Here is a 20,261-nt window from a genome sequence, read left to right as displayed (position 1 = left end):
GCACCCCAAGGACGATTCTCGCCCTTAAAGAGGGATTTCGTTAATATGTTGCGGCTTGGCTACAGGCTCTCCATAATTTTGATTATTTTGTCCAATTACGCTTTTTTCACCATTCAGTTCAATCCGAATTTTTGTTTTGACCGCATCATCTGAATTGTCTGCCGCTGTCAGCACAACCGATTCCAAAAATTCAGCAGGCACAGCTTCTCCTTTAGCAAACATATCATCTGAAAGAGATACCGTAATTACGTTGTCTTTGGAGCGTTCTACCGATTTCAGCGCCGTCTCCCCTGTCATCACTTCTTGTAACCCATCTTTGGTCTGCGGCCCTTGAATCAATTGATGCAGTGCTGACTGGACACGATCTTTCTCAGGGCTAACCAACCGTGTTACAGGTACATAGTATTGAACTCCAGCAGGAGAAGAGGAAGAGAAATACACAGTGACTGGACTGGAATCCAGGGGTGTCACGCCATGACCAATTTCCAAATTAATACCTACTGCACGCGTCAATGGATGATCCAGCGGTGTGCCGCCAACAGGCATTTCGTTCAGTTTTTTGCCCTCCACCCAGATCTGTACGCTCTCAATATCGGGACGGTCGGTTAGGGTCCAGGTCAAGCTCTCCATTAATTGGCGTTCTTCCTGTGGCTTATAGTTGGCGAAAGATTTGTTGAATTCGACAACAGCCAGCTTGTTGTTCTTGTCCACTGTCACACTTTTTACTTCTGTACCCTGGGGTATTACCCCTTTAAATCCCTCTGGTAATAATCCAGCATATGGCCCGCCCTCAACCAATGTTTCCAGCGCTGACTTGGCATCTGCCTGCACATCACCTGTAGCAATCGGTAAAGATACCGGGGCCAGCAAACCGTTATGATCTTGCAAAAAAACAGCCCTCAGTTGCCCTGTACTGGCAGGTGCTTTTCCCGTTACAGCCTTAATCATGGACTGCTCTGTCGTGGACGGCGGGGGGTCAATAGATGCCGATTCGTCGCCGAAAAGGCTGCAGCCTGACAACAACAGGGGTAGGGATAGCAGTCCAGCTACAGAGGTCATACGCCATGGGTGTTTTATATTCATAAGTGAAGTTCCTCCCTAACAATTTTGTACAGATTGTACTAATATGTATACGAGCCTCGCGTAAAAAATAACTACTTTTTCAGCAGACTGGACACACTGATCATAATTGCAGTAGAAATCAGGATCTATACGAGGAGGGGAATTTCAACTTTATGGACAAGAAAAAAGCACCATACAGCTTGAATAGTAAAAAGGTAGCCGATGCCACCCGCGAGTTGCTGCACAAGCGTGGTGTACACCTGACTGAAATCGCAGAACTGGTCATGCTTTTACAAAAAAAATATTACCCGACCCTAACGATGGAAGAATGTATTGAGAATGTGGACAAGGTGCTGATGAAGCGCGAGGTTCAAAATGCAGTGCTCACGGGCATCCAACTGGATATCCTTGCCGAACAGGGCGCTCTTCTTCCCCCATTGCAGGACATGATTGAGAATGATGAGGGATTATACGGGGTGGATGAGATTCTGGCCTTCTCCATCGTAAATGTGTATGGTAGCATTGGATTTACCAATTACGGTTATGTTGATAAACTCAAACCCGGTGTGCTGGAACGCCTAAATGATAAAAGCCTCGGGCCGATCCATACGTTCCTGGACGACATCGTGGGCGCTATCGCAGCTTCGGCCAGCAGCCGTATCGCCCATCGCAAACAGGCAGAGCGCGAGCAGGAGCTTGGGGAAGAAAGTGCACCGAATACAACCCGTTAAAAAAACAACAACACCCTAAATTATAAACAACACGTTTGAATATAACAGATATAGACAAGCTTAGAGGAGAACTAGACATGGCAAACGTAACTGAAGGATATACATTCCGTACGATGCAGGCTGACGATTATGATCAGGCTATTGAGCTTTGGAATGGCTTAGACGGATTAGGATTAAGCGAGGCCGACTCACCGGAGCGGGTTGCACGCTTTTTACAACGGAACGAAGGACTTAGCTTTGTCTGTGAGTACAACGGAAACATTATAGGCACGATTTTAGCGGGTCACGATTCTCGCAGGGGGTTTTTGTATCATCTGGGTGTAGCCACAGCACATCGTGGTCAAGGGATCGCGCCCAGACTGGTGGATAAGGCGTTATCTGCTTTGCTGAGAGAAGGCATTGATAAATGTCATCTGTTTGTAATGGAGCATAACGCAGGGGGGCAACGCTTCTGGTCAGCTAACGGCTGGGAGAAACGGGATGGAATTTTACTATATTCCCGAGGGCTTGAATAAGGTCTAAGTGCTTGATCTATACAAATAGGAACGCCGGGTCTGATTCAAGTCGAGTTAGAAACGATCAGACCCGGTGCATAAAACTCACAACATATTGATTAGCAATCCTGACATTTCAAGCCCAGATTACCTTCATTCATAAATTACAATCCATTTTTTGGACGCAGTGCACGTTCTACAATTCCCAGCGTGGATTGACGAGAGAATAACCGGGATACCTGAGCTACCCAATAGTTCTGGCGACCGGAAATGATGTGACTACGCCCCTTTTCAAATGCTCTCAACGCGTTCTTCACAACGGTTTGGGGAGTTTCCCTAATTCCAACTGACGCTTCACTTGCGCCAACAATATCAAAAAAAGGCGTTTCTGTTGAGCCTGGACAAAGGGCCAGAACTTTAAGCCCCCGTTTCCGATTTTCGGCCCATAGCGCTTCAGTAAAAGAAAGCACAAATGCTTTGGTTGCTCCATACACCGCCATATAAGGATCGGGCTGAAATGCAGCTGTGGAAGAAACATTGATTAATCCACCATCCCGCTTACGCAATAAATCAGGCATAAATGCATGTGTGATGTCGACTAAAGCAGCCACATTGAGCATCACTTCCTCATGCTGTCGTTCTCCTGAAACCTGCTCAAAGTATCCATAGGTGGCAAAACCGGCGTTGTTAATCAAGAGATCTACCTTTAGCTGTTGCTTTTGAACCTCCTGATGCAATGCTTGTGGTGCTCCTGGTGTGGAAAGATCCATCGCAATCACTGTTGCTTTTACGTTATATTTAGCTGAGAGTTCTTTAGCCAGCGTCTCTAATTTGGTTTCATTGCGTGCTACCAAAATGAGATTACATTTCTTAGCTGCGAGCGAATAGGCAAAGGCCTCGCCAATCCCGGATGAAGCCCCTGTGATCAGAGCTGTTTTGTTTGCGTACATAAACATGATGATAACCTCCATAGTATCATAGTTTTATTTCAGAAACATTGTTACCACTACTCTATAATGAACTGAAGTCATCTACTATGACGACCTCAGTACACTTCATATTTACGATGGGGATGAGGATGTTTTAAATGCTACGAGCGTATTCTTCAGTGTAAATGTATACACTCCTTGAGCCATATCTACATCTGAAAAATGACCTGCAAACTGAAGATGTATGACTCCATGTAAAGCAGACCACAGCATTCGGACAACCAACAGCGGATCTTCCTCTTTCAGTGCCCCTATCTCCATAGCATGTGTGACGGTGTGCAGAATTCGTGACAATGCCGTTGTGGTACCCTCCAAGCTCTGTTCATCCGGCTTGAAATCAGATAATGCACCGCCAAACATCATTTTGTAATAAGCTGAATGAAGCTGCGCAAATTCCCAGTACGCCCAGCATAGAGCTTCAAGATCAGCGAGTACGCTTTCGGTAACAGGTACTTGCTGGAAGGATTCAGCCAATAGCCGACATCCATCCAGGTACATCTCATTGGCAAGACCGTCCTTACTGCCAAAAATACTGTAAATGATCTTGGTGGAACAGCTTAATTTCTGCGCAACTCGCCGCACGGTCACGGCCTCTGGCCCTTCTTCCGCAAGAAGGATGCATGCCGCATCGATGACATTTTTACGTAGCAATTGCTGCTGCTGTAGCTTCACTTCCGAATAGGTTTTATAGGGATGCGATGGCTCGGACATGATTCAATACACTTCCTTTTGCTTATTAAGAACTGTAGCTTGATGCTACTATAATAAATTAAAGATCTACACAAGATTTTCAGGTAACAGCGTTTCCGTTAAGAATCATAGTATTCTAAGCTTAAGTATTTGTCAAATTAAAAAAAGAACGCAATGAGTAGGTACATCTTACCGCGCTCTGGTTGAATACTTAAAAATGAAGCTATGTTTGGCGTTCCATGATTAGTAGGCAATGCCTACCCGTGTACGGATAAATTCGCAACTCTTGCATTGACGATAGGTAAAATCAGCCGTATCCGCGGTGGTAATTTGTGAGCCACCTTCAGGCAAAAAATCTTTTTCCACACGATAAATCCCTGTCCGCGCTCCATCCGGCAGATAGGTTGGACATACGATTGTCCAGTCTAGTGCTGATTCACGCAGCAATTCGTACACTCGCCGATGTTCCTCAGCCGCACGAGTGCTGCGTCGCCGGGTCTCGGAGGACTCGTACCGATACAGGTCCGGTTCGGTCCGGCTTTGTAAAATCCCTGCCGTTCCTACCGTAATGAGCCGGGAAATGGACTGCTCCTGCATGAGCCGGATCAGCAGGGCTATATTAGCGGATAAGGTAGTCGCTCCATCCGTATTCAGCGCACTGATCACGGTCGTCGCCCCACCCTTCAGCGCTTGTGCTACGTTCTCTGCATTAGTGGCATCGCCTTGTACGATTTGCAGCTGATTCCCGTATCCGGGTGCGTAATCCTCCAGCTTGTCCGGTGAACGAACAAGGACCGTAACGGCATGTCCGTCCGCTAATGCATAATCTAATATGTACCGTCCTACGCGTCCGGTAGCTCCCAGCAGCAGCAAATTCATAAAATCCTCTTTTCTGGCATGCATGCCGCTTGTCATGTTGCTTCGTCATGTCACTTGTTGGTTAACTTTCCGCGACTATTGACGGCAAAGGGGGTAGAAGCGCGTGATTGAGTCCGTCTCGCTCATAGAGGCCCGTTCACGGCCCACCAGTTCCACCAGATGAGCCAGCGTCTCGGACATGGCAAACCTTAGCTGGTGAATACCCAGCTTGCCACCGAACATGGCAATGCACAGCTCATAGGCTGTGCTGCCCTCCGGTTGGATCAGCTGCTGGAATTTCTCCAGCCGTTCTTCATGATGCGCCAGCAACGCTTGCGTCCGCTCCCGAAAATAACCAAACGGATTGCGGTGCCCCGGATATGCCCACGCTACCTCCAGCTCGCCTAGACGCTGCAAGCCGTCTACATAAGACTTCAACGGCTGGGCATCACTGCCCGGCAGCAGACTGATATTAGGAGAAATCTGCGGCAAAACTGCGTCACCGCAGAGGATAACGCCGCTATTCGGGTCATATAAGGACACATGTCCGGGCGCATGTCCTCCTGTCTCGACGGGGAGCCAACTGCGTTCACCCCATTCCAGACGAGCGTCCATTCCGGTAGGAATAACGGTAATTTCAGGCTGTGGATTCACTTGCAAATATGCCTGCCGCATATGTAATTCCAAGGCCGACACTTGCTCCAAAGGAAAGCCATGCTGGACAAAAAAGCTGGGAAGCCTGTTCTCCATAGCGACCGTCGATTCTGGAGCGTCCCACATCATCATCGCTTCCTTATGGCTTCGAGCTGACATATGTACACGAGCCTGACTTTGCTGCTGCATCCAGCCCGCCAATCCGTAATGATCGGGGTGATGATGAGTCACCACAATGTCAGAGATATCCCCAAAAGACATCCCCAGCTGTTGGAAGACATGCGCCCATTCTGCCTCAGTGTCCATATTGCGCGGCCCCGGGTCTACAATCGTAAAACCGTGCTGTCCCTTGAGCACATAGCTATTCACCCAGCGCAGCGGAAAGGACATGGATATTTTGACCTGAAAGCCTCCGTCTATTCGCTCACACGGTGTAAGCTCTGGCAATTTCATGGCTTCCATCCGCCTTTCTGTTTTAAGCCCGCACGCCGACAAAAATCATTCGAGGCGAAGCATCTTCAATATATTGATCTTCATTATAGCTTCCGTGTACCTGCTCTACAGATAGTCCGGCTTGCTCTAGCAATCCACGAAACTTTTCATATGGATATAGCTTCACTCGTTCATGATACACACGCGCAGGTTCTCCCTCAGTAGGAGTCGTGCCCAGAGCAGAGGCTACCTCAGTGCCCGCAACGGATGCAGCTGACCGAATCGCAATTTGTTTTTTCACAAAGCCATCTTCAATGACCCGATGCTCCTCAATCCAATTCCCTTCATCCTCCCGTGACGAATGCGGTACCAAATGAGCGGTTACATAAGCAGGGTTCAAATAATCTATGATAAAGCGTCCTCCCGGCTTCAACAGCCGATATATTTCCTTTAATACTTTAAGCTGCTCCTCATCCTTTTCAAAATAACCAAAGGAGGTGAACAAATTCATCACCGCGTCATAGTTTTCATCCAGCGGCACCTCTCTCATATCCCCTTGATGCCAACTTACCCGCCCTTCGGAATCAGCTGCACGAGCCTCTCTCAGCAGCACATTGGAAAGGTCTACACCTGTCACCTTATAACCTGCATCTGCGAGTGCAAGCGAATGACGTCCCATCCCACAACATAAATCCAATACGCTGGAGCCTTGCGGTAATTTGAGCCAGGAGATCATTTTTTGCACTTCCTGATAGGCTCCCTGAAAGTCGCGATGCTTGTATACCAATAAATAATCTTCCCCAAAGCTTTGCTCGTACCATTCTGCCATATCGTTTCTCCTCCATGAACTCATTTCGTCTATTACATACTATATTAGCTTTTTCAAACTGGAAACTCAAAAGCATTACGAATAAGGGTTTTACAAAAAATCCTGAACAACAAACATGTTACAATAATCGTTATTTGAATCCATTTCATAATACCTTCAGTAGCTTTAATAAAGAGTACATATAGATCAAAATGGTTTAATCATTTATGAAATGGATTCATTTGAGCTTAAATATTTATAGGAACTTCATACCAACTTCATGTGATTCACCCCATTTTATCATTAAAATGATTCATGGGAACGCCTTTAGAAGGATTCATAAGAGAAAGGAGCGGGGAAGTTATGATTCAAATTGGACTTACGGGTTGGGGCGATCATGATGACTTGTATCCAACCGGCACCAAAGCTAACCAAAAACTAAGCGTCTATGGAAGCCATTTTCCGGTAGTAGAGATGGATAGTTCTTTCTATGCGGTGCAGCCCACAGATCGTATGGCACGCTGGGCGGCGGAAACCCCTGACTCTTTTTCATTTCTCGTCAAAGCCTATCAAGGCATGACTGGACATACCCGCGGCAAGCAGCCTTACTTCAAAACAATAGATGCCATGTACGAAGCACTGCATGCATCTATACAACCTCTTCGCGAAGCGGGCAAGCTCAAAGCCGTGCTGTTTCAGTACCCACCCTGGTTCGACTGTACACGTGAAAATGTCGCTGTACTGCGAGACACGAAAAAAAGGATGGGAGAGGTCCCATCCGTACTTGAATTCAGACATCAAAGCTGGTTCACACCTGATTTTCGGAAACAAACGCTGGCATTCATGCGTGAAGAAGGCTGGATACACAGCGTATGCGACGAGCCGCAGGCGGGACCGGGATCGGTTCCCATTGTGCCGTTGGCTACAGACGGCAATCTGACAGTTGTACGTCTCCACGGACGGAACATATCGGGCTGGAATCAAAGCTCTGCGCCTAATTGGCGGGAGGTTCGTTATCTGTATCGGTACAATACACAAGAATTGACCGAATGGAGAGACAGATTGCTGGAGCTGGAGCAGCAAAGCCGTGAGGTGTGTGTTATTTTCAATAACAATTCAGGTGGAGACGCCGCTGCTAACGCCAAGCAGCTCATGACCATGCTTGGCATGGACCCTAAACCTTTTCCCCTTCGCAAGCCACCCGAAGAGGATAACGGACCGGAACAGCTTGAACTATTTTGAGGAACGGGCGGAGGGTGGGGAGTTGGAAATAGCCTCCTTGAGCTTACGTGCATTATCCAGTAAATGCGCGTCGTCGGGTAAATAGCGTAAAGCGGTTTGGTTATGCTCATACGAAGCGTCCAGCTGACCTACATGGGCATAGCAATAGCTAAGCCGCACATGAGGTAACCAGGAGTAGCATGGTAGTGGAACAGGTCGCATACCCGGAAGGTGATGCTGTTGCTCCAATGCCTTTTCATACCAGTATGCGGCGGTGGTCCATTCGTTTCGTGTGAAAAACCAGTCACCGATCATGCAGCACAAGTCTGATTGCGGTACATCGTATCGAAAGGAGCGTAACAGGCTATCCAGCTGTTGCTCCGGCTTCCCGAGGTGAAGATAGCATTCTGCCGACCGCGCACAAGCGGTAATCCGATCCTCACGGTAGCCGCTTGGCTCCTCCAACAGATGGTTGAACGCCTCTGCCGCCTCGGAATATTCTTTACGGTCAAAACATTCATTGGCGTGCAAATACAGCAGACGCCCCTCCAGCTTGCCGCTTTCGCTGATCCACCGGGCGAGAATACGTTGGTTACGGAGCGTGTGGTCTTGCATTCGGCGGTGAGTTACTGCCACATCCGAATGCACGATTTGCCCCTGAGGTATCACCAGATCCTCATGCAGACGCCCTTCCCAGCGGTATTGTCGCTCACGCTTCACGAGACGGATACGGCGTGAGGTGAACAACAGTTCACCCTGCTCCCCCTCTGCCAAATGAAGTGGCATTACCACTGCGTCGATATCCATTGACAAACGCCGCTTCAAGGCACGCAGGCGCTCACGGTCCGGCTCCAGCAGCACATCGTCCGCATCCATCCACATGATGTAGGAACACGCCGCCTTGTCAAACGATTCATTACGGGCGGCTGCAAAATCATCCCTCCATTCAAACGTATATAGCCGATCCGTATAGCGGGCTGCTATCGTCTTCGTCTGATCCGTCGATCCCGTGTCCACAATGATGATTTCATCCATCAGGTCTGCGACCGAATCCAGACAGCGGGCCAGTGTCTGCTCCTCATTTTTTACGATCATACACAAGCTGATAGTCATTGGATGCTCAGTCATGACTTCACGTCATCCCCTTTACCTTTGGCTGATTCTGCCGTCGTTTTTCCAGTAGACTCGCCATCAGTATATGCCCCTCTCCTTTCAGCCTGCGTCTTGTCTAACTGTTCGACACGTGCATACCTTTGCAACGGCAAAAGTTGTTCCTCCATATGCCGGATTCGCTGTACCGCCTTGTCGAGTGCGGCCTTTCGCTGATTCATTTTGCGAACATGCTGCTGCTCCACCAGTCGAAATTGCTCCTCGTCCAGTTTCATCCATTCATTCAGATGCTCTACCCCTGGTTTGGCCTCACGCAGTTCTTTCGACTTCTTGCGACCGGCAAAGCACAAATATTTGTGATGCACCTCCAGCGCTTGTGCATCAAAATAAGGATACAACACACGGGAGAGGCTCCCGGCATAGTAAGTCCGCTTGTGATCATGAAACGGATGGTATCCATAAGGTACAGACAAGACGAGCGTTCCCTTTTTATTCAACAAGCGATAAGCATGAGCCAGCAGGGTGTCGGGATGCGCAAAATGTTCCAAAATCTCCCCTAAAATAATGGTGTCAAATCCACCGGGAGGACGCTCAAATTGTGAAATGTCCTTTAACTGAAAGTAGACTCTTCCCCGGACGGGTGCGGATTCCTGGCGAAGTTCTTTTTTCGCATAAGAAATGCTGCCCTCTTCCAAATCAATGGCCGTTACCTTAAATCCTTCCCGCCCAAGCAAAATGGACGTTATGCCCTGACTGCACCCAACATCCAGCACAGTATGGCCCTGTACATGGCGGCAAATCCAGTGAATTCTATTGCGGGTGGCTTCATGGGACTCTTCCGAATTGATTTGCCCGTAATAACGTTCATTTACCTGATCACGGTTAGCCAACAGCGGCGCCCCCCCCATCACCGGGATGCCCCAAGATGACGACATGTCCACCTGTACAATGTGCAGTCGCATTACGTGTATCAAAGACCAGCGGGGCATGGTCGACCAGCTGTTGGTAATCCACCACAGAATGGTCTGTCGTGATGACTACGATATCTGCACTTTCCCATAACTGGGCATTTGCTGTTCGAGAGGAGATTGCTTCACCGTTCAGCTTAAAGCTCGATACATACGGGTCGGTGAAGCTCACCGAAGCTCCCAGTTTTATTAGATGTTCAAACAGGACAAGAGCTGGGGATTCCCGAACATCATCAATGTCCTTTTTGTAGGCCACACCTGCCAGAATAATTTTGGCTTTGTTTATGGCTTTACCTTTCTGAGCGAGCATGGCTTCAATTCGCTCCGCGATATACAGCGGCATACGCCGGTTCATGCGATCTGCCAAGTCCACGAATTCCAGTGGAAAACCATGCTGCTCGGATTTCCATGACAAGTATAGCGGATCAACCGGGATACAGTGCCCCCCGATCCCAGGTCCCGGATAAAAAGGCATATAACCGAATGGCTTGGTTGCCGCCGCATCCAGTACCTCCCATATATTGATGCCAATTTTCTCACAGGCGGCTGTCAGCTCATTAACCATTCCAATGTTGACGCTGCGGAATGTATTCTCGAACAGCTTGGCGGCTTCCGCCACGGTTGTCGAGCTGACTGGTACAATCTGGTCCAAAAAGGAGCCATAAAAACCTACTCCCGCTGCCAGACAATCCGGTGTGCAACCGCCGATCACCTTGGGTGTGTTGCGAATGTTAAAATGAACGCTGCCCGGATCAACACGCTCCGGTGAAAAGCACACATAAAAATCCTTACCTACTGTCCAGCCCCTGCGCTGCTCTATCACCGGCCGAATCAGTTCCTCGGTCGTTCCCGGATAGGTGGTGCTTTCCAGAATCAACAGTGTTTGTCTACGCAAATGAGGTATGGCCTGATCAATAGCCGTTTCAATATAGGACGTATCCGGCTGGTGTCCGTCCGTCAGTGGCGTAGGCACGCAGATCACAACGACATCCGCATGCTCCAGCACCTTGATATCCGTAACCGGATGCAATTGCTGCCCGATCAGACCTTCCAATGCATCATCGCCAATGTCTATGATGTACGACTTTCCTTGAAGGAGCTTGGCTACTTTGACGGGATCGGAATCCACACCATATACATCATAACCAGCCTTTGCCATTTCCACTGCCATGGGCAGCCCTACATAACCGAGGCCGATTACCGCAACCTTTACAGTTCCTTTAGTTATTTTTTCCATAAGCTGCAAAATACCCACCTCTTTCATCGTTACTCCATGCCTCTCAATAGCTCAGCAATTCCAGCGCGGTTCATCAACTCATCGTCCGAGCGATATTGATCGAAGCTCACTCGTTCCAATCCACCATATTGGCTCAGTAAGCGTTCGTCTGCTTGCTGGGGAAGAATAACAAAATAACGATCATCATAGCGATACGTGTGCGGCACCTCATAGGGCGAAATCAGCACCTCATGCAGCTTTTCTCCACCACGTATACCAATCTCCTTCACTTTCAACGCAGGCTGCCCCGCCTGTTCTTTCATCACTTCTGCCAGATCTGCAATATTGCAGCCCTTCATTTTCATCACAAGTATCTCTCCCCCAATCGCCGTGACAGAAGCCTTCAGCAGCAAGCCAATCGCCTCTCCGAGCGTGAGGAAAAAACGTGTCATTTCTGGACTCGTCAGCGTTAAATCCTGCCCTTCCGCGATCTGGCGCTTGAACAGGGGCACGACACTTCCACTCGTCCCCAACACGTTGCCGCCACGAATACACACAAAGCGAGTACGCTCACTTAAAGTGTTGGCGCGGATCATCAGTCTTTCACCTATCGCCTTCGTCATACCATATACATTCACCGGGTCTACCGCCTTGTCTGTAGAGACATCAATTACCTTGGCGACTCCCTGTTCAATACTGGCCCGGATCACATTTTCCGTACCGTGTACGTTCGTCTTAAAAGCCTCTTCCGGCTGTCTCTCACACACGGGGACATGCTTTAATGCCGCCAAATGGAATACATAGTCCACTCCGCGACATGCCTCCTGCAATGCCTGAAGATCTCGAATATCTCCAATCATGAAATTCAGGCGAGGATCAGATTGAAATTGCCGCTGCATGGCAATCTGTGCAAATTCACCGCGTGAGAAAATACGAATTTCCGCCGGTCCCTCCTTTAGCAATTCAGCCGTTAGGCATTGCCCCCAAGATCCCGTTCCTCCGGTCACCAGCAGTTTTTTTCCTTTGAACAATATAATCTCCTCCTGACCGTTACGAATTGGCAATGCCTGTTCCCAGAAATTCAGCCAGCACAGCATTCATTTCATTTTCTGACAGCCGATCCTTCTCTGGCACTTTTTTCACCGAAGTATTGGCGGCATGAATGACGTTCACATAGTTGCGAAGCGGAATGACCTCATGCGGCAGCTCCGTTACATATCCGTGCGTACCCTTCCCAGGAATGACGACACGGTAATCATTTAGAAAATCCTCCACTTGATAGCGAAACACATAAAAAGAAGGCGAACGGTGAAACACCGGTGCCATCTGCCCCTCAACCGCATCCCACAGGTAACCCATCTGGTTCACCAACGCAACCGTCTCCGGTTGAAACTTGTAATCATGCAACTGTTGTACAAATGACTGGTGATACAAATCGTCAGAATCTATTCGAGCAATGAGCAGTTCGTCCGCGTCTTCGATATACGCATTGATACGACGTTTACTTTCAATGCTCGTACCAAAACGAATGTGGTCGGGAATGGGCTCATACTTGGCCAGCTCCTCTTCCACAATGTCACTGCATCCGCCCGCCAGCTTGACGACAGATAAGAAATCCGTATTTGTCTGACTGAGTAAACTACGCAGCGTAAAGGTTCTGAATATATCCAGTCGCTCACTGATCCACTCACGTGTCAGGCGGTTGGGGTTCATCCCATAGTTATTAAAATTAATTTCAATTACAATCTTGCGATTCATTGATCTTCCTCCCTTTCAACCGTCTTCTCTCAAGTTATGAAGACGCTTTTGAAACGGCACGTACAGATGCAACGAATCTTGTAAAAATAGGTAGAATCCAAAAAGAATAGCCGTTCATACAAAAACCTTTTCGCTTTCGACATATGATAGAATACAAAGTTTTTACTCCATCTGAAAAGTTGAACAAGCAGGGAACGACAGGGAGGTAACATGATATGACGAATCCAAAGTATCTGGAGATTGACGAGGTACTGAAACGTTTGAAGCTGGCACTTGATCAGCACCAGTCCTTTTCGCTCATTCGTATTGGGGATGGTGAAAATTTGGTGTTGGCGCAGGACACCGTCTGGCCGATGGAAAAGGTATTGCAGGAACGTTGGGCGGTCAAAGCCAATCTCGGTCAAAAGGGACTGTTTCTACCGAATACGGAACTACGGGACGCGGTGGCTGAGGCAGTGAGCAAAGCCAGCATTGCTGGCATTTTGCCATATGATGACGAATCTATTAAAGCACCATCCTATATGAAGCGGGAGCTGACCGATCAGGTTTTTGCTCACTATGCTCTTTCCCCCGCACTGACTTGCCATGCCTGCCTGAATCGGTATTTGGCTGAGACACCCGCTTTCTGGGACATGCTGAAAAATCGACGCATTCTGCTAGTCACCCGAGCGGCTGCTGAAGTAAAGCCTGTTCTTGAGGCCGATCCGTACAAGCTGCATATCGCGCACACGCTGGCATTTCATCAATATGAACAAATGCCCGAAACACTCCAATGGATCGCAGCACATAAAGATGACTTTGATATTGCGCTGTTCTCTTGTGGTGTCAATGCAGTCGTGTTAGCACAAAAAACAGCAGAGTTAACTGGCAAAATAGGTATAGACTTCGGCAAGGCGATTAATATCGTCATGTTTGGCAAAGCTAATTAATAGATAAAATAATATTTGTGAAAAAATCCACTTAGCAAGTAATCTTTGCTCCGTATATCAAAGAAGCACCAGCAAAATTCAATGGGCTGGTGCTTCTTTGATATCATATGTTGTTCTAAAGTCCGTGATCGAAAAGAATAATCTATATAAAGCCTTGGACCCTTGCTTGTTTAGAAATAGAATTTGAGATTCCCTGTCACTTCTTTTACAATATTACAGAAACTAGCATTCATTTATATATCATGAGGAGGGTGTTGAAATGTCACATAACAAGAGATTGAAGACATACCCACTTACAAAAGCAAAGCATGTAAAGGTTCATGGTCGAACTACGCACACACGTACACCTCTTACTCTGTTTTGGACAGGCAGTGGCATTGAATTAAATATCAAAGGCTCAGAGCTATGGATTGAAATTGAGGCCGATTACCAGGTGTATGAACCCTGGATCAGTATTGTCATCAATGGTGTTCCGATGAGTCGCCTGATGGTGACCGCAGGACGACATTGGATCTGTGTTTTGAGAGGGTTGAACCCTGATACGGTCAAAAATGTCCGTGTAGTCAAGGATGTCCAGCCTATGAGTTCGGACTCGCGCTGCTTGTTGCAAATCCATGCCCTGAAGGTGGACGGGGAATTACTGCCAGTCACTGATAAGTCCCTCAAGGTGGAATTTATCGGTGACAGCATTACCTCGGGAGAAGGAACGATTGGAGCGAAGGAGGAGACAGACTGGGTTCCCATGCTGTTCACAGCACTACGCAATTATACAGCCATAACAGCCGAAGCACTGAATGCGGACTACCGAGTGTTATCACAAAGCGGATGGGGTGTCCTAACAAGCTGGGATAATAATCCGCATGCAAACATACCCGCATATTATGAGCAGGTATGTGGTGTGCTAACCGGTGAGAGAAATGAAGCATTAGGGGCATTTTCAGATCATGATTTTACCTCATGGCAGCCGGACGTGGTCGTAGTGAATTTGGGGACTAATGACGGAGGAGCCTTTTATTCTCCTGCATGGACGGACCCAGCAAGCGGGAAAGTGTACAAGCAACGCTTGAACGAGGACGGCACATTCAATGAAGAGGATTTACAATCTTTTGAAAGCGCTATCGAACGTTTTCTTGTCAAGCTTCGGACCTGCAATCCTGCTGCTCATATTGTGTGGGCCTATGGGATGCTGGGTACTCCGATGATGCCCTCAATCTACCGAGCGGTAGACGCGTACAAGAAAAGAACGAGGGATCGGAATGTGTCCGTATTCCAACTGCCTAACACGACGGAAGAAACGATAGGATCTCGCAGCCATCCCGGGCTCTCCGCCCATGCCAAAGCAGCAGATGAGTTGACAGTGTATTTGCGAGAGATTCTAAAGAAATAGAATCCGAGAAGCACAATCAACTCTGTAGAACACGCTCATAAAGGAAATTACAACAACTAGGTCCATTGTGTTCTGGGTGTTGTTGAGAATTATAGCCACGAGTCTGCAGCAGATGTCTGTCTATGCTCGTGGCTAGATAGCTTGGGCGCAGCGGCCTATCTTAGGAGAACCACGAACAGGCAGCGAGCATTTACTAAAAAAATATTCACCTGATATATTTACAAAAACGGAGTTGAAGCGATGCCCGTGAACACCTCTGGACCATTACGAACAGTGGTCGATACACCAGAAATATAAGAAGAATATACTGTTTGTATTGCCCAGGGAGCGGACAGATCCTGTGCATTAAAAGCTTGCGTTTCATTAGATCCAGTCACGCCCAATACCCCCTCGGCGCGGTAGACTACTTCGCTCGGATTATAGTCGGCTCCACGCACGATTTCAACCGCATACGTATCGCCAATCTCACCGATCAGACCAATGGAACCACTAAAAGTTACAATCGGACCCGGCACAAGAAAGGTTCGCAGGGTGATCAAACCGAACCGCTCCGGTATAGGACCCAGCTGTATATCGGGACCCTCACCTGTTTTTGATGAATTGGTGGAGCTTCTCATATCCAGAAAAAAAACCATACCTTATCCCTCCAAATTGCAAGATACTCCATGCTATGCAAGAAATTCTTTAGCGTATTGGACAAATTAGTAATAAATCTATCAATTCAGCTCAAAATAACCGATAGTAAATACATATGGTATAAATATCAGAAATGAATATGTAGATAGAAAGCAGGGGTTTGATGAAACAACTGAAACGACTGAAAACATTAACACTACGCAAGAAATTGACAGCAGCATTTCTACTGGTCATGCTTGTTCCTAGTATTATTGTGGGCTCTTTCTCCTATCAGGCAGCGTACAACCAGACAGATCGCCAATTACTGGACAGTGCAACGTCTAGCGTTACCGCATCTGATCGTGCTGTTACTCAAACGATTCAGGCCAAAATCGCTGATCTCGAATATTACTCTACAACGATGACGGTTAGTGATAACAGTGCTGAAGCAGATGATACCATTCTGAAAAAATTACAAGTATATTTAAAAATGCATGCAGAAGCTGTTGATATGTTTGTCGGAACTCCCGAAGGTAAACTCATTATTGGCAAAGCCGTAGGCTCCACAAACGATCCTCGTGAGCGTCCGTGGTACAAACAGGCCATGGAAAAACCCGGACAAACCGTAATCAGCCCTGTTGGACTCAATACGGCTAAGGTCCCCGTTGTGTATATTTCACGCACACTTCCCGACAACAGCGGCGTTCTTGGTCTTTCCCTGAACCTGAATAATTTAAAAGAAATCACAAAGTTAAAAATAGGACAAAATGGTTTTATTATGATATTGGATGGTACCAAACGTATCGTAACCCACCCGACAGAAGTCAGCGGAAGTACCAAAATGGGGGAAACGATACCCAAACTGTTTGCCTCCGAGGAAGGTAGCTTTAGTTACGATTTTAATGGCGTAGACAAACACCTGATTTTCAAAACTAATGCGCTGACGGGCTGGAAAATTGCCGGAACGATGGACAAAGCAGAAACCAGTGCCTCCGCCCAGCCGATTCTTATCACGACGATCATCGTGTTGGTGATTGCAGCCATCATCATTGGTGTACTCGCAATGTGGCTAATCAGCAGTATACTTAAGCCCATCCAAAGATTACGTAATTCTATGGATGCCATCAGCCAAGGTAATCTTTCGATTAACGTAGCTACGACCAGCACAGATGAAATTGGTGAATTATCAAGATATTTTCAACAAATGGTAGATAACCTGCGTAACATGATTAAAGAAATTCAAGCGATGACAGGCAATTTGTCGGCATCCTCGCAAGAGCTTGCAGCAGGTGCAGAACAAACGACCCGGGCTATCGAGCATGTGACCATAGCCATTCAAGATGTGGCTGCAGGCAGCGAACGCCAAGTGGGCAGCGCTAAAGCTAATCAGACACGGGTTAGCGACATGGCAACAGATATCACCGCGATGACTGAAACTATGGCTGAAATGACCACTTACTCCACACAGGCCATTCAGGCGTCGGATGCAGGCAGTGAGCATATCGGCAACAGCGTCGTCTCCATTGACGGCATTCGTACTACCGTGGAAGAACTGGATACGATTATCGGTGCTTTGAGTGACCGATCTGGACGAATCGGAACGATCGTCACTGTCATTACGGAAATTGCCAGCCAGACTAATCTGCTCGCATTGAATGCTTCCATTGAGGCAGCACGCGCAGGAGAGCATGGCAAAGGTTTTGCTGTCGTGGCGACAGAGGTCCGCAAGCTGGCTGAAAACTCAGCTCATTCCGCACAACAAATTCGTGAACAAATTCAAGGGATACAGAACGGTGTGTCTGAAGCTCTGGTTGCTATGGAATCAGCGAAGGAACGCGTAAATGATGGTATCAATTCCATTGACCTATCCGGTCGCTCCTTCTCTCGTATCCGTAGAGCAGTAGCCAAATCAGCGAAGCAGCTTGATAACGTCGCAGCTTCTACCGCTGGCGTCGCAGATGGAACGAGTACAGTTGTCAGCAGCATGGAGGAAATTACACGCATCGCTGAAGAAGCGGCATCCCATACAGAAACCGTGTCCGCAGCCGCAGAGGAGCAACTCGCCTCCATGGAAGAGATCGGTTCGTCTGCCGCAGATTTGACCCGTCTGGCAGAGCAGCTTCAAGATTTACTGACACAATTCCAATTGGATGAAACAAAATAACCGTTCCAACCGATAAATACAGAGAAAGAGTCTTCACAATGAAGGAGGGTTGGAACATGGATATCGCAGCATTATCCACAGGTATGAGTCAGGCCAGCTTAGCTCAAGCCGTAAGTGTGAAAGTATTAAGTATGGCTAAGGATCAGGCCGGTGAACAAGGACAGGCTTTAGTGCAGATGATGGAAAAAAGCGTACAGCCTCATCTCGGGGGTCAACTGGACATTCGCGCATAAGTGCATCCATATGCTTGGTTAAGGGCGATTCTGCTCAGGTCTGAACAGACCCGGGTAGAATCGTTTTTTTATCTCCCTATTTTTCGTTCAGCACAAAACGTAGTAAACTAGACATATCGTCCACAACCTCGGTTCGGAGGATAGCGCAACATTCACACGATTTACATTGAAAAAGGAGGATACATAGGATATGAGTTATTCCGAATATTTTGAAAAAGCCAGAGAGCAACAACTAGGCGAGTTACAGGAGTGGTTGTCCATTCCGAGTATCTCAGCATTATCGGAGCACAAAAAGGACATTAACCAAGCAGCTGATTGGCTGGCTGCCAAACTGACTGCTGCCGGTCTGGAAAACGTTGAAATCATTCCAACCAAAGGGCACCCGCTGGTATATGCCGATCATTTGCACGCACCTGGTAAACCAACGATCCTTGTGTATGGACACTATGATGTACAACCCGTAGACCCACTTCACCTGTGGGAAACGCCGCCGTTTGAGCCATCCATCCGTGATGGAAAATTGTATGCGCGCGGAGCGACAGATGATAAAGGACAGGTTTTCTTGCACATTAAGGCAGTTGAGGCCATTTTGAAGCAGGAAGGCAAATTGCCGCTGAACATCAAATTCTGCATTGAAGGCGAGGAAGAAGTGTCCAGTCCGAACTTGCTTGAGTTTTTACAAACTGGAGCTGAACGTCTGGCTGCCGATGCTGTACTGGTGTCCGACACTTCCTTGATCGAAAAAGGGAAGCCTGCCATTTGCACAGGTTTGCGTGGACTATGTTCACTGGAAGTCGCCATTCACACGGCGAACACAGATCTACATTCCGGCTCTTTCGGTGGCGGCGTGCCGAATGCCCTGCATGCTCTGGTGTCCTTGCTGGCAACCCTGCATGACGACAAAGGCGGCGTAAGCGTGGAAGGATTCTACGACGATGTCGCTCCATTATCGGCAGAGATGAGAGAAGAATTCATGAAGCAAGGCTTCAATGAGAGCAAGCTGCAACAAGATCTTGCACTTGATTCCCTCTATGGCGAAGAAGGATTCAGCTTCGTTGAGCGTGTTGGGGCGCGTCCGACACTAGAGCTGAACGGCGTGTACGGCGGCTTCCAAGGGGAAGGCACGAAAACGGTCATTCCGAAAGAAGCTCATGCTAAAATCACGTGCCGCTTGGTGGCTAACCAGAATCCGCAAGACATTCTGGACAAAATCGAGCGCCATTTACGCGCTCATGTTCAGGCAGGAGCTACTCTGGATATTCAACAGGGTGAAAAAGCAAACGCCTTTAACATCGACCCGTCACACGCGTTTCTGCAAGCGGCAGCCGATGCTTTTGAGAAGGTATACGGTGTGCGTGCCCTCTTTACCAAGGATGGAGGCTCCATCCCAATCGTGGAAACCTTCTCCCGTGTGCTGACTGCCCCAGTCGTGCTGATGGGCTTCGGCTTGCCAGATGAGAACCTGCATGCGCCTAATGAGCATTTTAACTTGGATAATTTTGATAAGGGTCTGCTGACGATTGTAGAGTTTTTGAAATCGGTGTAAGCACATGACAACTTCTTATGGCTAAGTTACAATAGAGAGGGCGAAAGCCCTTTCTATTTTTTTTTGGAGGAGCGCTACATAATATGATTATTCAGTTTATTCGTTTACGGTAATGTGAGGTACAGTTCATGAAAACTCAACCATTTTTTTCGAAAATGGGTTGGGTCTATTTGGCTGTGCCTTTTTTCATTCACCAAATACGAATGAACGAGGTGCTTTTCTGTGTCCAAATGGAATAAACACGAGATGAAGGCTGGCCTGATTGGTAAGCATGAACATCTCTTTAGGTGTCCTCTATGCTCTCAACCGATGCGTATGGTGGAAGGTAAAAGCCTCCTATGTACGAGTCAGCATTGCTATGATCTTTCAAAATACGGGTATTTACATTTAGCCGCC

General features: G+C 47.8%; 20 protein-coding genes and 1 pseudogene. 9 read left to right on the top strand and 12 right to left on the bottom strand.

Features of this window, described 5'->3' with window-relative positions:
* Positions 1–24: 24 nt before the first annotated feature.
* A complete protein-coding gene (locus NLX78_RS09360; RefSeq protein WP_254350225.1) occupies positions 25–1,083 on the bottom strand; it encodes a GerMN domain-containing protein in 1,059 nt (352 codons plus the stop codon).
* 152 nt (positions 1,084–1,235) lie between these two features.
* Here NLX78_RS09360 and NLX78_RS09355 point away from each other — a divergent pair, with 152 nt between their 5' ends.
* A complete protein-coding gene (locus tag NLX78_RS09355) occupies positions 1,236–1,793 on the top strand; it encodes a phosphatidylglycerophosphatase A family protein (protein WP_039272599.1) in 558 nt (185 codons plus the stop codon).
* Positions 1,794–1,870: 77 nt separating this feature from the next.
* A complete protein-coding gene (locus NLX78_RS09350; protein WP_254350224.1) occupies positions 1,871–2,308 on the top strand; it encodes a GNAT family N-acetyltransferase in 438 nt (145 codons plus the stop codon).
* Between the two features lie 143 nt (positions 2,309–2,451).
* On the opposite strand, the gene NLX78_RS09345 is transcribed toward NLX78_RS09350, so the two are convergent.
* The 5 genes from NLX78_RS09345 to NLX78_RS09325 form a co-directional block, all read right to left on the bottom strand.
* Positions 2,452–3,243, bottom strand: a complete 792-nt coding sequence (locus NLX78_RS09345; RefSeq protein WP_103050104.1) for an SDR family NAD(P)-dependent oxidoreductase — start codon at positions 3,241–3,243, stop codon at positions 2,452–2,454.
* A gap of 105 nt (positions 3,244–3,348) precedes the next feature.
* On the bottom strand, positions 3,349–3,987 hold the full coding sequence (locus NLX78_RS09340; protein ID WP_061828860.1) for a TetR/AcrR family transcriptional regulator: 639 nt from the start codon (positions 3,985–3,987) through the stop codon (positions 3,349–3,351).
* A 222-nt stretch (positions 3,988–4,209) separates the two neighbouring features.
* Positions 4,210–4,845 carry an NAD(P)-dependent oxidoreductase gene (locus tag NLX78_RS09335; RefSeq protein WP_254350268.1) on the bottom strand — a complete coding sequence of 212 codons (636 nt, stop codon included), beginning with the start codon at positions 4,843–4,845 and terminating at the stop codon, positions 4,210–4,212.
* Between the two features lie 75 nt (positions 4,846–4,920).
* Positions 4,921–5,931, bottom strand: a complete 1,011-nt coding sequence (locus NLX78_RS09330) for an MBL fold metallo-hydrolase (RefSeq protein ID WP_254350223.1) — start codon at positions 5,929–5,931, stop codon at positions 4,921–4,923.
* A 22-nt stretch (positions 5,932–5,953) separates the two neighbouring features.
* A complete protein-coding gene (locus NLX78_RS09325; protein ID WP_039272606.1) occupies positions 5,954–6,739 on the bottom strand; it encodes a class I SAM-dependent methyltransferase in 786 nt (261 codons plus the stop codon).
* 342 nt (positions 6,740–7,081) lie between these two features.
* Here NLX78_RS09325 and NLX78_RS09320 point away from each other — a divergent pair, with 342 nt between their 5' ends.
* On the top strand, positions 7,082–7,960 hold the full coding sequence (locus tag NLX78_RS09320) for a DUF72 domain-containing protein (protein ID WP_254350222.1): 879 nt from the start codon (positions 7,082–7,084) through the stop codon (positions 7,958–7,960).
* Here NLX78_RS09320 and NLX78_RS09315 read toward each other — a convergent pair.
* The 5 genes from NLX78_RS09315 to NLX78_RS09295 are packed head-to-tail and all read right to left on the bottom strand — an operon-like array spanning position 7,952 to position 12,991.
* On the bottom strand, positions 7,952–9,067 hold the full coding sequence (locus tag NLX78_RS09315) for a tetratricopeptide repeat-containing glycosyltransferase family 2 protein (RefSeq protein ID WP_254350221.1): 1,116 nt from the start codon (positions 9,065–9,067) through the stop codon (positions 7,952–7,954). The two genes, NLX78_RS09320 and NLX78_RS09315, sit on opposite strands and share 9 nt — an antisense overlap.
* The gene (locus NLX78_RS09310; protein WP_254329279.1) at positions 9,064–9,939 is read right to left on the bottom strand and encodes a class I SAM-dependent methyltransferase; all 876 of its coding nucleotides are present in this window, start codon (positions 9,937–9,939) and stop codon (positions 9,064–9,066) included. The genes NLX78_RS09315 and NLX78_RS09310 overlap by 4 nt, the downstream gene beginning before the upstream one ends.
* The gene (locus NLX78_RS09305) at positions 9,932–11,281 is read right to left on the bottom strand and encodes a nucleotide sugar dehydrogenase (RefSeq protein ID WP_254350220.1); all 1,350 of its coding nucleotides are present in this window, start codon (positions 11,279–11,281) and stop codon (positions 9,932–9,934) included. The genes NLX78_RS09310 and NLX78_RS09305 overlap by 8 nt, the downstream gene beginning before the upstream one ends.
* Positions 11,282–11,283: 2 nt before the next feature.
* Positions 11,284–12,264, bottom strand: coding sequence for a polysaccharide biosynthesis protein (locus NLX78_RS09300; RefSeq protein WP_254350219.1), 981 nt, complete (start codon positions 12,262–12,264; stop codon positions 11,284–11,286).
* Positions 12,265–12,283: 19 nt separating this feature from the next.
* On the bottom strand, positions 12,284–12,991 hold the full coding sequence (locus NLX78_RS09295; RefSeq protein ID WP_254350218.1) for a glycosyltransferase family A protein: 708 nt from the start codon (positions 12,989–12,991) through the stop codon (positions 12,284–12,286).
* A gap of 215 nt (positions 12,992–13,206) precedes the next feature.
* Here NLX78_RS09295 and NLX78_RS09290 point away from each other — a divergent pair, with 215 nt between their 5' ends.
* Both NLX78_RS09290 and NLX78_RS09285 read left to right on the top strand, forming a co-directional pair.
* Complete coding sequence (locus NLX78_RS09290; RefSeq protein WP_250266550.1) at positions 13,207–13,920, top strand: GT-D fold domain-containing glycosyltransferase; 714 nt, start codon at positions 13,207–13,209, stop codon at positions 13,918–13,920.
* A gap of 259 nt (positions 13,921–14,179) precedes the next feature.
* Positions 14,180–15,307, top strand: a complete 1,128-nt coding sequence (locus NLX78_RS09285) for an SGNH/GDSL hydrolase family protein (protein WP_254350217.1) — start codon at positions 14,180–14,182, stop codon at positions 15,305–15,307.
* Between the two features lie 218 nt (positions 15,308–15,525).
* Here the strand turns inward: NLX78_RS09285 and NLX78_RS09280 are convergent, their stop codons facing one another.
* On the bottom strand, positions 15,526–15,942 hold the full coding sequence (locus tag NLX78_RS09280) for a hypothetical protein (protein WP_254350216.1): 417 nt from the start codon (positions 15,940–15,942) through the stop codon (positions 15,526–15,528).
* 164 nt (positions 15,943–16,106) lie between these two features.
* Here NLX78_RS09280 and NLX78_RS09275 point away from each other — a divergent pair, with 164 nt between their 5' ends.
* From NLX78_RS09275 to NLX78_RS26705, 4 genes and pseudogenes are all read left to right on the top strand, one after another.
* Positions 16,107–18,086, top strand: a complete 1,980-nt coding sequence (locus NLX78_RS09275; RefSeq protein ID WP_254350215.1) for a methyl-accepting chemotaxis protein — start codon at positions 16,107–16,109, stop codon at positions 18,084–18,086.
* Positions 18,087–18,142: 56 nt separating this feature from the next.
* Complete coding sequence (locus NLX78_RS09270) at positions 18,143–18,319, top strand: YjfB family protein (RefSeq protein ID WP_235308518.1); 177 nt, start codon at positions 18,143–18,145, stop codon at positions 18,317–18,319.
* A gap of 190 nt (positions 18,320–18,509) precedes the next feature.
* Positions 18,510–19,865, top strand: a complete 1,356-nt coding sequence (locus NLX78_RS09265; protein WP_254350214.1) for a dipeptidase — start codon at positions 18,510–18,512, stop codon at positions 19,863–19,865.
* 246 nt (positions 19,866–20,111) lie between these two features.
* Positions 20,112–20,243 (top strand): annotated as a pseudogene (locus tag NLX78_RS26705) (putative RNA methyltransferase); the annotation flags it as partial.
* Between the last annotated feature and the right edge of the window lie 18 nt (positions 20,244–20,261).

Source organism: Paenibacillus sp. Lou8.1 (assembly GCF_024213565.1).
In the GTDB taxonomy this organism is placed as follows: domain Bacteria; phylum Bacillota; class Bacilli; order Paenibacillales; family Paenibacillaceae; genus Paenibacillus; species Paenibacillus polymyxa_B.
The sequence above is the reverse complement of the archived record's forward strand: the minus strand, read 5'-3'. Positions and strand labels throughout refer to the sequence as shown.

Coding starts and splice junctions, on each gene's coding strand:
- NLX78_RS09360 (WP_254350225.1), bottom strand. CDS start 1,083: ATGAATATAAAACACCCATGGCGTATGACCTCTGTAGCTGGACTGCTA.
- NLX78_RS09355 (WP_039272599.1), top strand. CDS start 1,236: ATGGACAAGAAAAAAGCACCATACAGCTTGAATAGTAAAAAGGTAGCC.
- NLX78_RS09350 (WP_254350224.1), top strand. CDS start 1,871: ATGGCAAACGTAACTGAAGGATATACATTCCGTACGATGCAGGCTGAC.
- NLX78_RS09345 (WP_103050104.1), bottom strand. CDS start 3,243: ATGTTTATGTACGCAAACAAAACAGCTCTGATCACAGGGGCTTCATCC.
- NLX78_RS09340 (WP_061828860.1), bottom strand. CDS start 3,987: ATGTCCGAGCCATCGCATCCCTATAAAACCTATTCGGAAGTGAAGCTA.
- NLX78_RS09335 (WP_254350268.1), bottom strand. CDS start 4,845: ATGAATTTGCTGCTGCTGGGAGCTACCGGACGCGTAGGACGGTACATA.
- NLX78_RS09330 (WP_254350223.1), bottom strand. CDS start 5,931: ATGAAATTGCCAGAGCTTACACCGTGTGAGCGAATAGACGGAGGCTTT.
- NLX78_RS09325 (WP_039272606.1), bottom strand. CDS start 6,739: ATGGCAGAATGGTACGAGCAAAGCTTTGGGGAAGATTATTTATTGGTA.
- NLX78_RS09320 (WP_254350222.1), top strand. CDS start 7,082: ATGATTCAAATTGGACTTACGGGTTGGGGCGATCATGATGACTTGTAT.
- NLX78_RS09315 (WP_254350221.1), bottom strand. CDS start 9,067: ATGACTGAGCATCCAATGACTATCAGCTTGTGTATGATCGTAAAAAAT.
- NLX78_RS09305 (WP_254350220.1), bottom strand. CDS start 11,281: ATGAAAGAGGTGGGTATTTTGCAGCTTATGGAAAAAATAACTAAAGGA.
- NLX78_RS09295 (WP_254350218.1), bottom strand. CDS start 12,991: ATGAATCGCAAGATTGTAATTGAAATTAATTTTAATAACTATGGGATG.
- NLX78_RS09290 (WP_250266550.1), top strand. CDS start 13,207: ATGACGAATCCAAAGTATCTGGAGATTGACGAGGTACTGAAACGTTTG.
- NLX78_RS09285 (WP_254350217.1), top strand. CDS start 14,180: ATGTCACATAACAAGAGATTGAAGACATACCCACTTACAAAAGCAAAG.
- NLX78_RS09280 (WP_254350216.1), bottom strand. CDS start 15,942: ATGGTTTTTTTTCTGGATATGAGAAGCTCCACCAATTCATCAAAAACA.
- NLX78_RS09275 (WP_254350215.1), top strand. CDS start 16,107: ATGAAACAACTGAAACGACTGAAAACATTAACACTACGCAAGAAATTG.
- NLX78_RS09270 (WP_235308518.1), top strand. CDS start 18,143: ATGGATATCGCAGCATTATCCACAGGTATGAGTCAGGCCAGCTTAGCT.
- NLX78_RS09265 (WP_254350214.1), top strand. CDS start 18,510: ATGAGTTATTCCGAATATTTTGAAAAAGCCAGAGAGCAACAACTAGGC.